Below are 12312 nucleotides of genomic sequence, written 5' to 3'. Positions count from 1 at the left end.
AATGTAGAAGAAGCCTGCGCCGTAGACGTCGCAGACGCGCACATATTCCATCGGCTCCGGCTCCGGAACCACGATGGCATCGGCCGCCTGGGCGCCCGTCGCGACTGCTGAAAGAGCCGCGGAGCCAATCAAAAGGCTCTTGATGTTCATTTCTGACCTCCAAAAGTACATTCACGAAAATACAGAGTCCACAATCAGACCCCCCCGAAAATGCGAGTCACCCCGCCCTTTCGCAGGGGCTTAATCGCCGCCACATACCGAAAAAGCAACTCCAGGATATCGTTGGGCAGTTCCATTTGGAGTTGGTGTGATAAAAATAACACGAGAAGAATTTCGACCAGATGGTCGAAAAATTTAACATGAATAGACAGGCAAAATATCCTGTGATGTAGTGCGCGCGCTCGATCTCCAGTCGAGTCTACCATTCAGCCTCAAGCCGCGTTCGCGACACAAGGCTGAATGGTGTCTTCGTACGAGCATAAAAATATTTCCTGAAATGCTGCGGCGGAGACCGCGCCCTTTAGCGAAGGCGCGGTCTGGTGCGAAATGCCTGGCAAAATATACCGCTAGAGGCACAGGTCCTGCGTTCTCGAACTAAAAGCGAGAAAATCCCACGAGCGGCTTAACAATGAGCCCGCGGCCGTCACTGAGGAATTGAGATAGGCCAGCAATGACTTCTTTGCTCGGGGTGCCGTAGACCTCAAAAGCCTCAACGGTGCAATGCTGCGACACTGCTTGGATGTAAGGATCCGAAAGCTCCCAATGCCGCAATACGTCAGCTGAATTCCTGTACAGCTGAAAACTGACCGCTCGCATGGCCTCATCATCAATGAACGTTCGAACCATTAACTGGGGTCCATGCTGCTCTACAAACTCGATCGCCTGCCGCACGGCTGCGCAAAATGGTTCCCGCCTACCGGCAGTGATCTTCATTACGTTTCGGAAGAGTAGTTGGTCGGACATTCTAGACCTCCGTCTTTGAACGAAGGGTACGTAGGATATCAACCATACTTGAGGTCAAGGGAGCGCCAGTCACCTTTTTAATGCGCTGGCATAGCAACTTGTTACCCGCACCAGCTCACAGTCTTTCGAGGGTGCCAGGGGAGGGCATATCCTTCCCGTAGCAAGACCTGGCCGGCCGCCGCTCGGCATTCTCACCCAAACCAGCGGCCGGCTACACCCATCGCGAACACCTGAGACCTCGATAGAGTGATCTGGCGGGATGAGCAGCCTTAGCCGGTAGCGTATGCGATGGCATACCGCGTCAGCTTTCCACTATCTTCTCCCCAGAACCTGGCGTTGTCGCGCAAGAACTGCACAGGATACTCCCTGGGAAACTGAGGTTAGCGGGAACAAGCAGATTTCAGACGTGCGCTGAAAGCTCAAAGCGTCATCCTATGTCTGCGGGCGGGGCATCAGTGATCAGGAGGAGCACAGATGTATACTCCCGCAGAATCCAGACATGCCATCACAAATGGAGCATCTTCATATCGCGCCCGACCCCTAGTTCGAAGGAGCAAGGATTGGACGCTGAAAGAGCATGAAATTGTAGTCAGCCATTGGCCGGATGTAGCGACGATCCAACAACTGCTCCCCCACAGGACAATACATGCTATCCGAAGCTTTGCGACAAAGTGCAATTTACGCAAGCCGATCCATCATTGGACGTCCGAACAGACGGCGCTCCTGAAGCGTCGGGTGCGCGAGTTTGTTTCTCAAAAAGAAATCGCGCGAGAACTTGGCCTCTCACCATTACAGGTGACGAACCGCCTTAGATATCTCGGCATCACGTATGGGCGCCGTCCTCCACCGTCGACGGGCAACAGACTTATGGATGACATATTACGTCGTGCATTTGATCTGAATATGACCCGGGCAGAACTCGATGAAGCGTGTGGTTCAGGTCAACAGTTTCAGCGGTGGAGCCCCGCGCGACGAATTGCGCTCAAACATATTCGGAAGGCGGTGGAGATGATGGAAGGTGAACTCACAATCGAGTGGAGCGAGCTGTGAAGACCTTCTGGCGCCAACAAGTTGAGGATGCAATCGAGCGTCTTATCAATCTCCTCGATGACATCGACGGTGATCCTGACCTCGAACCGGAGCCCCTCGAAGAGCAGCATGATCGCGAGGCGGAACTCACCTGGACCTCAGACGAAATCCCCCGGTTCTACCTCATTGCTGAGCGAGCTCGACGCAAGGCGAGGGCAATGCGCTGAGCCAGGCCGGTCGGGCATTTCATCCGGCCGGCGCCTTTGCCTCACTCGGCAAGAATACCCACCTGCTCGGCCGTCGCTCTCGCCATAGTGCAGATGCTTGCAGTCGGCTCTTCATTTCTTCGGCGGTTCAGGCTCACGCCGCTGTCGATAAAGGCGAGCAGGCTAGGATCGGCCGCGACACCGGATTTTACGAAGTACTCTTCCAGCTTAGCCTGGTCGATCGCGTAGCCGCATTTCTCTTCAGCGGAGAGGATTGTAACCAATCCGGTGGCGGCGCCCATCGGATTCGACTGCGCGGTCGCTATTGCCGTAGTTGCTGCGAAAAGCGTCCAAGCCAAAGCATACGGTTTCATTCTGCGCTCCCAGCAATCGCATCACTTGCCGCAGCTCTTTGTGATCATGGCCCGCCGGACAGCCTCTTGCTCGCCCTTCAGTCTTGCGATCTCTGGAGCGATGTTGTCGCCAGATAGTGACGAGACAGGTAGCCCGATAAGTATCACACCGGCGATGTCGTTCGAGCGCGCCTGTTGCTGTTGCTTGGCGGCAGTGGCGTAGGCTGAGGAGAGGCGAAGTTGTTCCTCGCCCAACTGCTGGCAGCTCCAAGCGTGATAGCCAACCTCGCTGACGTACGCAGCAGAAATGCTATCTGGCGTTTTCGCGCATGCAGAAAGTACCGCGGCAAACGCCACGGCTAGAAAAGCCGATCTTTTCATGAAGGTCCCCCCTTACGAAACCCAACAAGCCCCTAATCCCGCCATGGTGGCGCAACCTTAAAACGAAAGCAAGTGCCGGCTAGCGGGAGATGGGCACCCGGGGGCAGCGATCTGCCTGGTGATAATGGGGATTCGACCGGTTATTATCTGAGCGGAGCCGCTAAGCATGCCAACTTGCCGGGTAGGTATCGCACTGCCCCGCATGCGAAGGGCTGATCTGAAGCCTTGGCTATATGTCCACTGATTCAAACAAATCCGCTATTCGCGTTGGATTGCGGGTAACTTGTCGCCAACCTGGGGCTGAACCTCGCTCGCCCTCATCTATGACGTCAAAAATCGCATACAGAGCCAACACGTTAAAACCTGCCTCTTCCAACTTCAGTTTTGCTGCGCATAGCTGCGAACCGGAAGTGACTACATCATCGAAGACTATAACGTCGCGCGGGCAATCCGTCATAATCCGAAGCGCAGCCATATGGGCATCGACATCACGCCGGCGTTCCTTCTTGTGAGCCTTTCCCATCGGCTCATGCCATCGAAGCGCGTCCATGGCCGACAGGTGCGGGCTGTTAGCCGCTAGCATGCGCGCCAATTGCAGGGTGCGGAAGGGGGATTGCACACCCACCGCCCCGTCGCCATTCGGGACGGGTACTATGACAGCTCCAGCATGGTTCGCGGTTATGTGGTCAGCAAAACGCGCGAGCACATCGGCTTCGAAAGTCGACCTAGTGTTTTCCTTTATCTGATAATTGTAGCCTGAACGAAGAGGCCACATAAAGCGGGCTTTCGGTGCGAGAGGTTCGCCCTTGATAATCTTCTTGGCGTGGATCGCAGCCCATTCATCCTCGTTCCGCTGGATGTCATGTGACGTATTGTGGCGAATAAAGGTCGATACAACGATCTCAGGCATCATCCAGCGCGCCAAGTAAATCGCCGGTACAGGCGAGAATCCGAGTCCTCGGGTGATCTAGGAACTTTCTCGGCCACGACAGACGCGTGTCCTCCGCGACGGCGCGCATGATAAAAAGCCATCGCCCCTGCCGCTGACACTCAGCCGCTTGATGGAGCGTTCCCGATGTATCCGATGCTTCCACGATGACAGTCGCATCACTCAGGAGCGCCATCACCCTGTTTCGTTTCGGGAAATTGCCCTTGAATACCGGCTCGCCGGGAGCGAAGGGTGATATCAATAAGTGCTGGGAGTATATCTCCTCCTGCAGGGCCTTGTTTTCGATCGGATAGGCCTTTGTCACAGGCGTTCCTATGACCGCAGCAGTAAAGCCACCCGCTTCGATCGCCGCGACGTGAGCCGCGCGGTCGACGCCCTTTGCAAGGCCACTCATTACGAGAATGCCGGAAGCGGCGAGTTCCCGTCCAAGCCTAGACGCGCGTCGACGTCCATCATCGGAAACGTCCCGCGTGCCGACGATGGATACAGTTTTCCGCTCCAGCAAATTGAGATCGCCGGCGTAATGTAAGAAAATGTCCTTTTCACCGTAGCTTCTCAGAAGGTCTAACTGACGATCTGATCCGACACTGCGGCCAAATGACCGCAAAACACTTTGGAGCGTGACCGTGCGTACCGACGTCGGAGGCCGGTAGCGGCTCGTCGGCCCCTTTGGGGCCAATCGTTGTTCGCGAGCAAGCATGTCCTCTCCATAGATCCACCCTGATTCTATCGAAGTTCGTGTGCGCAAGGAATCAGTCAAGGAGAAATTCAGATTATATTTTTGATTATCAATGGTGAGCATTTTGTGAGCGCCGGTATAATGTCTAGGTAATACTTTGAACTCATTGAGATTTCCCTGCGTTGTAGCTGCCCTCCTTCGGCAAATCGGCCGGGGCAAGATTCACGGTGACGCGTTTGGGCGGCATGGAGAGCCCGGAGGCATGAAGCGCAGCCTGCACGCGCTCGCGGCTCTCCGCCACCGCCTTGTCGCCGAGGCCGACAATCTGGATACCCATCTTGCCCGGCGCGACCATTACCTGCACGTCGACGGCAACCGCCTCGATCCCCTCGAATGCGATCGTGCGCACACGCGATACCATTGACAAGCCCCCCTAGCCGGCCTCCCCTGGCCCGCGGAAGCAATGAACCACAAGTTGCAGATCAGATCAAGAACATGAAGGGAACAAACTTTGAGGCGAGCAAAGGCGGTCAGGTCGCGGGCAACCGGCCATATTTGGCGCCATATCGCCTCAAGCGTCTTAGATAGCGCGCGCCGAAGACAGCATCTGCTGCAAGCCTGCCCAGAGGGTCTGTCCAGAAATCATACTCGCCTTCCATGGTGACGATCCGCCCGGCTCTGCCCGCGAGCCCCTTCTTGAAGTGGCGCAGGCCGGGTTCGTGCGCAGCGCCCCCGAGATCGTACCACCTGAATCCCTCAGCTCCCAGCCGGCGAATGATCGACCATTGCAACGCATATCCCGCATTGAGCTGCAGTGCGGCAGAGGAAGTCGCGCCGAACATATAATAGGCGGTATCACCGAACAGGCCGATCGTAGCACCGGCAAGGAGGTGGCCCTCGTGAAAGGCAAGCGCTAGTCTCGGCTTCAGCCGGGGCGGCAGACCAGCGATGAGGGCGCTCGTCATGTGAACCGGGGTCGCACTGTCGAAGCCTTTGCGCGACATCATTTCCTGGTAAAGCGCTGCGAACGTCTCGGCATCCTCTTGGCTATCCGAAAAGCGGATTTCCAGTGGTGTGCGAAGAGCCTGGCGCAGATTGTAGCGCCAGTTCTGGCTGAAGCTCTTCATCTGCGCCTCTTCGGAAAGCGAGAGGTCGACGAAATAGCGCTCCGCGTCCAGCATATCGCGGCGGCGGGTGAAGCCCATATCGCGCAGAAACGCATATTCCTGATCCTGAAAATCAGGGCTTGGTCGAGGTAGGATCGTCAGGCAGTTGCCGCGCGAAACGGCATATTCCTTGACCAAAGCTTCGATCACGGCGCGATAGATCGCGGGATCTGCATCGCGCCCTTCCGCGCGCCAGAATGGGCCAAAGCGAACAAAGGCCAGCCCACGACCCAGAATGGGGATCTTGAAAATGGTGACCCGCGCCCCGGCGACGGCCTCGCCGCCTTTGCGCAGGAGGAGGTGGCTGTCGCGCCCTTTCCAATGTCGCGATGCATAACAGGCCGTCTGCTCGTGGTGGGCATCCGCGAAGCGGCTGACGATTTCGTCCCATGCCGTGTTCTCTATACTGTCCACCTCGACAGTATAGGTCGCGTGCATATTGTCCACGATCGACATGTCCTTCGCCCCGACCGGCGGCCATGCGCCGGATGCCCACTCTTGAGGAAAGCGCGAAGTTTATTTCACGTCCCGAGTTTATGAATACATAACGATCGCCGAAACTGGAGGATCGAGGCAGAAGCGGAATTCCAGCCCAGGAGAAGACGGGACGGGCTCTAAGGATTGGGGACCGCTGTGCGCCGTGCTTCGACAGCATCCCAGAAAAGGGAAGCGATATCGGCTCCACCAAACCGTTGCACTTCGCGCACGCCGGTGGGCGACGTCACATTGATCTCAGTAAGGTAGTCGCCGATCACGTCTATTCCGACGAGCACGAAGCCGCGTTCACGCAACGCAGGACCAATGCGGGCGCAGATTTCACGCTCCCGTTCAGTAATTTCGGTTGGCTCCGCACGCCCTCCCACATGCATGTTCGAGCGCGAATCATGCTCCGCCGGCACACGATTGATGGCCCCCACCGGCTCGCCCTCGATGAGGATGATACGCTTGTCGCCTCCGCGCACCTCCTTCAGATAGCGTTGCACGATGAAAGGCTCGCGGAACATTTGCGTGAAGAGCTCGAGCAAGGAGGCGAGATTGCGATCCGCCTCGGCGAGGTGGAATATGCCCGCGCCCCCGTTCCCATAGAGCGGCTTCACGATGATATCGCCATACTCCCTGCGGAACGCATCCACCTCCTTCGGGTCGCGCGTGATCAGCGTATCCGGCATCAGGTCCGGAAACTCCGTTACGAAAATCTTTTCCGGGCTGTTGCGCACCCAGACGGGGTCGTTGACGACCAGGGTCTTCGGGTGGATCCGCTCCAGTATATGCGTCGTGGTGATATAATTCATGTCGAAGGGCGGGTCCTGGCGCAGAAGAACGACATCCATCTGCGACAGGTCGATCCTTTCCGGCGCGCCTAGGGAAAAATGGCTGCCGACTTGGTCGCGCACGGTCAGTGCTTCGACGGTGGCATAGGCCTTGTCGCCACGTTGGAACAGCCTGTCGGGCGTATAGTGCCATAACTCGTGGCCGCGGCGTTGAGCCTCCAGGGCGAGCGCAAATGTGGTGTCCCCGGCGATCGAGATCGTCGAGACATGATCCATTTGGATGGCGACGCGAAGCGACATGAAAGACTCCGGCGGTTGCGGAACGGATTCGCGGGCAGATGACGCCGCCGTGGTCTGGCTGTCAAGCACACTGAGCGAATGAGGCGGGCAAGATGAACCGATCGGCCCGCATTGGGTTATTCACTTGGCTGCATCATCGGCTATCAATAAGCTGAGCTGACAAGAGGAGCTCTTCGAGATGGCATCTAATGGACAATTTCCGGATCTCGATGGTGCTTCGGTGCTGATCACCGGCGGCGGCTCGGGCATCGGAGCGGCCCTGACCGAAGGTTTCCTGCGGCAAGGAGCCAGGGTGGCGTTCATCGACATTGCCGAGGATGAAAGCCGCCAGCTCTGCGACAGGCTTCAATCCGAACTGCACCGCGCGCCGCTCTTCCTTCACGCCGATCTCCGAGACATATCCGCTTTGCGCAAGGCAGCGGCCCAGGCGGCGGAGGCGAACGGCGCCGTGACCGTTCTGGTCAACAATGCGGCCAGGGACGACCGCCATGCAATCGAGGACGTGACGCCGGATTACTGGGACAACAATCAGGCCATCAATCTTCGCCCGCAGTTTTTTGCCGTTCAGGCCGTGGTGCCTGGAATGAAGGCTGCAGGGCGCGGCTCGATCGTCAATTTCACGTCCATCTCCTACATGATCAACAATGGCGAAATGCCGTCCTACACCGCAGCCAAGGGAGGCATTGTCGGGCTCACCAAGGGCTTGGCAGGCGCACTGGGCGAATTCGGCATCCGGGTCAACGCCATCGCCCCCGGCTGGGTGCTGACGGAACGCCAGAAGGAACTCTGGGTCACTGATGACGGTCTTGAGGACTTCATTGGACGGCAGTGCCTGAAAAGGGCGCTCCGGGAGGAGGATATGGTGGGTCCATGTCTCTTCCTGGCTTCCGAGGCTTCGAGCGCCATCACCGCGCAGACACTCATCGTCGACGGAGGATATTTATGAGCGACGTCGCGGTCTCGGTCCTGTCCGACATCGCCTGCATGCTGGGCGAAGGACCCGCTTATGATGCGCGGACGGATACCCTCTTCTGGTTCGACATTCTCCAGCGTAAGCTTTTCGAAAAGCCCCTTTCCGGAATGGAAACGGTCGTCCACGACCTGCCGGTGATGGCAAGCGCACTGGCCGATGTCGACGAGCGGCGGCAGGCGGGCGCGATCTATTGGTTCTTCAAGGGAGAGGTGCGACGGCTGTTCTCGCATATCACGGTCCCGAACTCGATCTGCTTCTCCCCCGACGGAACGATCGGCTATTTCTCGGACACGCACGAAAACCGGCTCTATCGCGTTGCCTGCGACCCTGAAACGGGACGGCCGGTGGACGACCCCGTGCTCACGATTGAGGGGCGGGAGAGGTCGGGCAGCATGGATGGTTCGGTGGTCGACGCCGAAGGCATTCTCTGGAACGCCCGCTGGGGCGGCGGCAGGATCGATGCCTGGAGCCCGCGAGGCGAACTTATCCGTTCGGTCCCCATGCCCGCGCGGCAGATATCCTGTCCTGTTTTCATCGGCCGCGAGGCGAACAGGCTTGCAGCGACCTCGGCCTATGAAGGGATGGACGAGGACGAGCGCAAGGCCGACCCGCAAGCGGGAAAGCTCTTTCTGCTCGACCTGGAAATCAACGGCAGGCTTGATCCGCCCGTGCTGCTCTGAACAGCCGGGCGAGATCCGATCACCCCTCCAGGATCTCCTTGGAGGCGACGGTGGAGTCCGGATTGAGCCGGTAGACGATCGGGACGCCGGTCGCGAGCTCCACCTTGACGACTTCTTCTCCGCTCAGGCCGTCCAGCACCATCACCAGAGACCGAAGCGAGTTGCCATGGGCACTCACCAATACGGTTTTGCCGCGCAGCACCTGCGGAAGGATCATGCGCAGGTAATACGGCCAGACGCGCGCGCCGGTGTCGCGCAGGCTCTCGCCGCCAGGCGGGGGCACGTCGTAAGAGCGGCGCCAGATATGCACCTGCTCCTCGCCCCATTTCTGGCGAGCATCGTCTTTGTTGAGACCCGAAAGGTCACCGTAATCCCGCTCGTTGAGTGCCTGGTCGCGGATCGTCTCCAATGCAGAGATGCCGAGCACCTCCAGGATGTGGTCGTTTGTAACCTGGGCACGCGACAGGGCGGAAGTGAAGGCGATGTCCGGCCTCAGCCCCCTCTCCTTGATCTTGCGCCCGGCCGACTTTGCCTCTTCATGGCCAAGCTCGGTAAGGCCGGGATCGCGCCAGCCGGTGAACAGATTCTTCAGGTTCCATTCGCTCTGGCCGTGGCGGACGAGAATAAGCGTTCCGGACATTGTTCTTCCCTATCAGGCTTGGACGGTATTTTCGGTAGAACCCAATACATCGCGCATGGAGTAGAGCCCCGGCTTCCTCCCATGCGCCCAAAGCGCCGCCTTGACGGCTCCACGGGCGAAGATGGTGCGGTCCTCCGCGAGATGCGAGAGGATGATGCGCTCCCCGAGACCGGCAAAGATGACGGAGTGCTCGCCCACGACCGAGCCGCCGCGAAGCGTGGCAAAGCCGATCGAGCCTTCCCGGCGGGGGCCGGTATGACCGTCGCGCACCCGAACGCTTTCCTCCGCAAGATCCACGCCACGGCCTTCCGCAGCGGCTTCGCCCAGGAGCAATGCCGTTCCAGATGGTGCATCCACCTTGTGGCGATGATGCATCTCAACGATCTCGATGTCGAAATCGCCCGCATCTAGCGCGCGGGCCGCTTGCTCCACGAGCATCGAAAGCAGGTTCACGCCAAGGCTCATATTGCCCGATTTCACGATGGTGGCGTGCCGAGCGGCGGCGGCGATCGCCTCCTCCTCCTCAGGGGAAAATCCCGTTGTGCCGATCACATGGGCTATGCGGGCCTGGGCGGCATAGCCCGCGAATTCCACCGACGCCTGCGGCGTGGTGAAGTCCAGCACTCCATCCGCCTTTGCAAAGGCCGCAAGGGGATCGTCGCCTATTTCGACATTGATCGTCCCGATGCCGGCGAGCTCGCCTACGTCCCGGCCGAGATAAGGCGAGCCGGGGCGTTCTACCGCACCCACGACAGTGGCGCCTTCCGTGACGTGGACGGTGCGGATAAGGGTCTGGCCCATCCGCCCGCCGGCGCCAACCACCACAAGACCCATGTCACTCATCAGCCGCGGCCTCCCGTTTCCTCGATCGCTGTATCCTCTATTTCCACCGCACCTTCCAGAAGGTTCTCCGCCCTTTCCGTCTGCATGCGATAGAACCGGGCATAGATCCCATCCAGGGCAATAAGGGACCGATGGGTACCCTCTTCCACAAGCTGCCCTTCCTCCAGCACCACGATGTGATCGGAATTCACGACAGTGGAAAGACGATGCGCGATGACCAGCGTCGTACGCTTTGCCATGGCACGTTCCAGTGCCTGCTGGACCTTTGCTTCCGATTCGTTGTCGAGCGCGGAGGTCGCCTCGTCCAGGAGAAGGACAGGTGCGTTGCGCACCAGCGCACGGGCGATGGAGATGCGCTGGCGCTGTCCGCCGGAGAGCGTCACGCCGTTTTCGCCCACCAGCGTGTCGTAACCCTGCGGCTGCTGGAGGATGAATTCCTCGGCATTGGCGAGACGCGCAGCCTCCACCACCTCGTCATCGGTCGCATCCGGCCGCCCGTATCGGATATTATCGCGGATCGTCCCTTCGAAGAGATAAGGATGCTGCGAAACATAGGCGATGTTGGAACGCAGTGAGCGCTTCGTCACCTTCGAGATGTCCTGCCCGTCGATCGTGATCTTTCCCGCATCGACATCGTAGAAGCGCTGGACAAGCGCAAAAAGCGTGGATTTCCCGGCGCCGGATGGACCGACGATCGCCGTGGTCCGGCCGGCCTTCGCCTCGAAGCTCACGCCGTGCAACACGGATTGGCCATCGGCATAGGAAAAACGCACATCCGTAAAGCGCACGTTTCCGGTGGCTACCTCCAGCGGTTTTGCGTCCTGCGCATCACCTTGCTGCGGCTCAAGATCGAGGATTTCGTAGATCATCCTGGCGTTGACGAGCGCCCGCTCAAGGCCCACCTGCACGCGCGCAAGGCGCCGGGCGGGATCATAGGCGAGCAGAAGGGCCGTGATGAAGGCGAAGACATTTCCAGGCGGCTCCGCATGGGTAGCCGCACGCCACCCCGCATAAGCGATGACGGCTGCAATGGCGAAACCCGCTAAAACCTCGCTGATCGGGTTCAGCCGCTCCGACACGCGCGCGATCTTGTTGGAGCGGGCTTCGGCATTCTGGATCAGATGCGCAATTTTGCAGGCAAGCACCTCTTCCATCGTGAATGCCTTGATGATCGAAATGCCCTGAACCGCCTCCTGCATCGCGCCGAGTAGCCGAGAGTTGATCTCGACGGCCTCGCGTGTGACGCGCCTGAGCCTCCGCATCAGATAGTTGACGGTGTAGATGAGAGGCGGACCGATAATCAGAGCCGACAGCGAGAGCACCGGGTCCTGAAGGATCATGACCCCGACCAGACCTACCAGCGAGACGAGATCCCGGGCAACCGCGGCGAGCGTCATATTCAGGAGGTCGCGAATACCGGTTACGTTCTGGGCAACCTGCGCTGCGAGCTGGCCCGAGCGCGTCGTGGTGAAAAAGGCTATGTCGAGCCGCATCAGGTGATCAAAGATGCGCCGCTGATATCGCGCAACGATATTGTTGCCCACCTTCGCGAGCAGCACCGCCTGGCCATAGGTCGCGAAACCGCGCAGTGCAAAGGCCGCGATGATAGCCGCGCAGATGACTCCAACGAGCTCCCATTGCTGGCGATAGAAGACGTCGTCGATGATGTATTTCATGATCCACGCGCTGAAGGCGGTGGTGCCGGCGATCGCCAGCATGCACAACCCGGCCAGCAGATATTGCGGGATGAAATCGCGGCCGTTTTCCGCAAGCACGCGGCGGATCACCGCTATGATCTCGCCTGCTTCGGCTTTCCGCTGCCTCTCGCCCAACTGACCGTCCGTATCGCTGAGCCCGCTCTGGAGCAGGCGCTTTCGCT

The 12312-nt window shown here is 59.0% G+C and carries 15 protein-coding genes and 1 pseudogene; 4 read left to right on the top strand and 12 right to left on the bottom strand.

The features are described from left to right. Both CHEJ32_RS27920 and CHEJ32_RS0115295 read right to left on the bottom strand, forming a co-directional pair. Nucleotides 1-150: porin (locus CHEJ32_RS27920; RefSeq protein WP_198023876.1), on the bottom strand; the 150-nt coding region annotated here is incomplete at its 3' end. Nucleotides 151-594: 444 nt separating this feature from the next. Next, nucleotides 595-963, bottom strand: a complete 369-nt coding sequence (locus CHEJ32_RS0115295; protein ID WP_028034575.1) for a hypothetical protein — start codon at nt 961-963, stop codon at nt 595-597. Nucleotides 964-1437: 474 nt separating this feature from the next. Here CHEJ32_RS0115295 and CHEJ32_RS27190 point away from each other — a divergent pair, with 474 nt between their 5' ends. Beyond that, on the top strand, nt 1438-2013 hold the full coding sequence (locus CHEJ32_RS27190) for a hypothetical protein (protein ID WP_156936711.1): 576 nt from the start codon (nt 1438-1440) through the stop codon (nt 2011-2013). After that, nucleotides 2010-2219 carry a hypothetical protein gene (locus CHEJ32_RS24965; RefSeq protein WP_034658581.1) on the top strand — a complete coding sequence of 70 codons (210 nt, stop codon included), beginning with the start codon at nt 2010-2012 and terminating at the stop codon, nt 2217-2219. The genes CHEJ32_RS27190 and CHEJ32_RS24965 overlap by 4 nt, the downstream gene beginning before the upstream one ends. A 41-nt stretch (nt 2220-2260) precedes the next feature. Here the strand turns inward: CHEJ32_RS24965 and CHEJ32_RS0115280 are convergent, their stop codons facing one another. The 7 genes and pseudogenes from CHEJ32_RS0115280 to gshB form a co-directional block, all read right to left on the bottom strand. Then, a complete protein-coding gene (locus CHEJ32_RS0115280; protein ID WP_028034573.1) occupies nt 2261-2572 on the bottom strand; it encodes a hypothetical protein in 312 nt (103 codons plus the stop codon). A gap of 21 nt (nt 2573-2593) precedes the next feature. Next, nucleotides 2594-2932 carry a hypothetical protein gene (locus CHEJ32_RS0115275; protein WP_028034572.1) on the bottom strand — a complete coding sequence of 113 codons (339 nt, stop codon included), beginning with the start codon at nt 2930-2932 and terminating at the stop codon, nt 2594-2596. Nucleotides 2933-3161: 229 nt separating this feature from the next. After that, a complete protein-coding gene (locus CHEJ32_RS0115270) occupies nt 3162-3845 on the bottom strand; it encodes a hypothetical protein (RefSeq protein WP_028034571.1) in 684 nt (227 codons plus the stop codon). Then, nucleotides 3835-4683 carry a DNA-processing protein DprA gene (locus CHEJ32_RS0115265; protein WP_245261123.1) on the bottom strand — a complete coding sequence of 283 codons (849 nt, stop codon included), beginning with the start codon at nt 4681-4683 and terminating at the stop codon, nt 3835-3837. The genes CHEJ32_RS0115270 and CHEJ32_RS0115265 overlap by 11 nt, the downstream gene beginning before the upstream one ends. 61 nt (nt 4684-4744) lie before the next feature. After that, nucleotides 4745-4981: pseudogene (locus CHEJ32_RS24960) on the bottom strand (magnesium chelatase domain-containing protein); the annotation flags it as partial. A 109-nt stretch (nt 4982-5090) separates the two neighbouring features. Then, the gene (locus tag CHEJ32_RS0115255) at nt 5091-6182 is read right to left on the bottom strand and encodes a GNAT family N-acetyltransferase (protein ID WP_028034569.1); all 1092 of its coding nucleotides are present in this window, start codon (nt 6180-6182) and stop codon (nt 5091-5093) included. A gap of 158 nt (nt 6183-6340) precedes the next feature. Beyond that, entirely contained in the window at nt 6341-7297 is a 957-nt protein-coding gene (gene gshB / locus CHEJ32_RS0115250) for a glutathione synthase (RefSeq protein WP_028034568.1), read from the bottom strand. A gap of 178 nt (nt 7298-7475) precedes the next feature. Between gshB and CHEJ32_RS0115245 the strand changes: the two genes are divergently transcribed. Both CHEJ32_RS0115245 and CHEJ32_RS0115240 read left to right on the top strand, forming a co-directional pair. Beyond that, nucleotides 7476-8243 (top strand): SDR family NAD(P)-dependent oxidoreductase, encoded by a 768-nt coding sequence (locus tag CHEJ32_RS0115245; RefSeq protein ID WP_028034567.1) that lies wholly within the window; start codon nt 7476-7478, stop codon nt 8241-8243. Beyond that, on the top strand, nt 8240-8950 hold the full coding sequence (locus CHEJ32_RS0115240) for an SMP-30/gluconolactonase/LRE family protein (RefSeq protein ID WP_028034566.1): 711 nt from the start codon (nt 8240-8242) through the stop codon (nt 8948-8950). Before CHEJ32_RS0115245 ends, CHEJ32_RS0115240 begins: the two co-directional genes overlap by 4 nt. A 19-nt stretch (nt 8951-8969) precedes the next feature. Here the strand turns inward: CHEJ32_RS0115240 and CHEJ32_RS0115235 are convergent, their stop codons facing one another. The 3 genes from CHEJ32_RS0115235 to CHEJ32_RS24955 are packed head-to-tail and all read right to left on the bottom strand — an operon-like array spanning nt 8970 to nt 12265. Continuing rightward, complete coding sequence (locus CHEJ32_RS0115235) at nt 8970-9590, bottom strand: 2,3-bisphosphoglycerate-dependent phosphoglycerate mutase (protein ID WP_028034565.1); 621 nt, start codon at nt 9588-9590, stop codon at nt 8970-8972. A 12-nt stretch (nt 9591-9602) separates the two neighbouring features. Next, the gene (dapB, locus tag CHEJ32_RS0115230) at nt 9603-10433 is read right to left on the bottom strand and encodes a 4-hydroxy-tetrahydrodipicolinate reductase (RefSeq protein WP_028034564.1); all 831 of its coding nucleotides are present in this window, start codon (nt 10431-10433) and stop codon (nt 9603-9605) included. Continuing rightward, nucleotides 10433-12265 (bottom strand): ABC transporter ATP-binding protein, encoded by a 1833-nt coding sequence (locus CHEJ32_RS24955; protein WP_034658580.1) that lies wholly within the window; start codon nt 12263-12265, stop codon nt 10433-10435. Before CHEJ32_RS24955 ends, dapB begins: the two co-directional genes overlap by 1 nt. Between the last annotated feature and the right edge of the window lie 47 nt (nt 12266-12312).

Source organism: Chelativorans sp. J32, assembly GCF_000518985.1.
In the GTDB taxonomy this organism is placed as follows: Bacteria; Pseudomonadota; Alphaproteobacteria; order Rhizobiales; family Rhizobiaceae; genus Chelativorans.
The sequence above is the reverse complement of the archived record's forward strand: the minus strand, read 5'-3'. Positions and strand labels throughout refer to the sequence as shown.

Coding starts and splice junctions, on each gene's coding strand:
- CHEJ32_RS0115235 (WP_028034565.1), bottom strand. CDS start 9,590: ATGTCCGGAACGCTTATTCTCGTCCGCCACGGCCAGAGCGAATGGAAC.
- CHEJ32_RS0115265 (WP_245261123.1), bottom strand. CDS start 4,683: ATGCTCACCATTGATAATCAAAAATATAATCTGAATTTCTCCTTGACT.
- CHEJ32_RS0115275 (WP_028034572.1), bottom strand. CDS start 2,932: ATGAAAAGATCGGCTTTTCTAGCCGTGGCGTTTGCCGCGGTACTTTCT.
- CHEJ32_RS0115270 (WP_028034571.1), bottom strand. CDS start 3,845: ATGATGCCTGAGATCGTTGTATCGACCTTTATTCGCCACAATACGTCA.
- CHEJ32_RS27190 (WP_156936711.1), top strand. CDS start 1,438: ATGTATACTCCCGCAGAATCCAGACATGCCATCACAAATGGAGCATCT.
- CHEJ32_RS0115245 (WP_028034567.1), top strand. CDS start 7,476: ATGGCATCTAATGGACAATTTCCGGATCTCGATGGTGCTTCGGTGCTG.
- CHEJ32_RS0115255 (WP_028034569.1), bottom strand. CDS start 6,182: ATGTCGATCGTGGACAATATGCACGCGACCTATACTGTCGAGGTGGAC.
- CHEJ32_RS0115240 (WP_028034566.1), top strand. CDS start 8,240: ATGAGCGACGTCGCGGTCTCGGTCCTGTCCGACATCGCCTGCATGCTG.
- CHEJ32_RS0115295 (WP_028034575.1), bottom strand. CDS start 963: ATGTCCGACCAACTACTCTTCCGAAACGTAATGAAGATCACTGCCGGT.
- CHEJ32_RS0115280 (WP_028034573.1), bottom strand. CDS start 2,572: ATGAAACCGTATGCTTTGGCTTGGACGCTTTTCGCAGCAACTACGGCA.
- dapB (WP_028034564.1), bottom strand. CDS start 10,433: ATGAGTGACATGGGTCTTGTGGTGGTTGGCGCCGGCGGGCGGATGGGC.
- gshB (WP_028034568.1), bottom strand. CDS start 7,297: ATGTCGCTTCGCGTCGCCATCCAAATGGATCATGTCTCGACGATCTCG.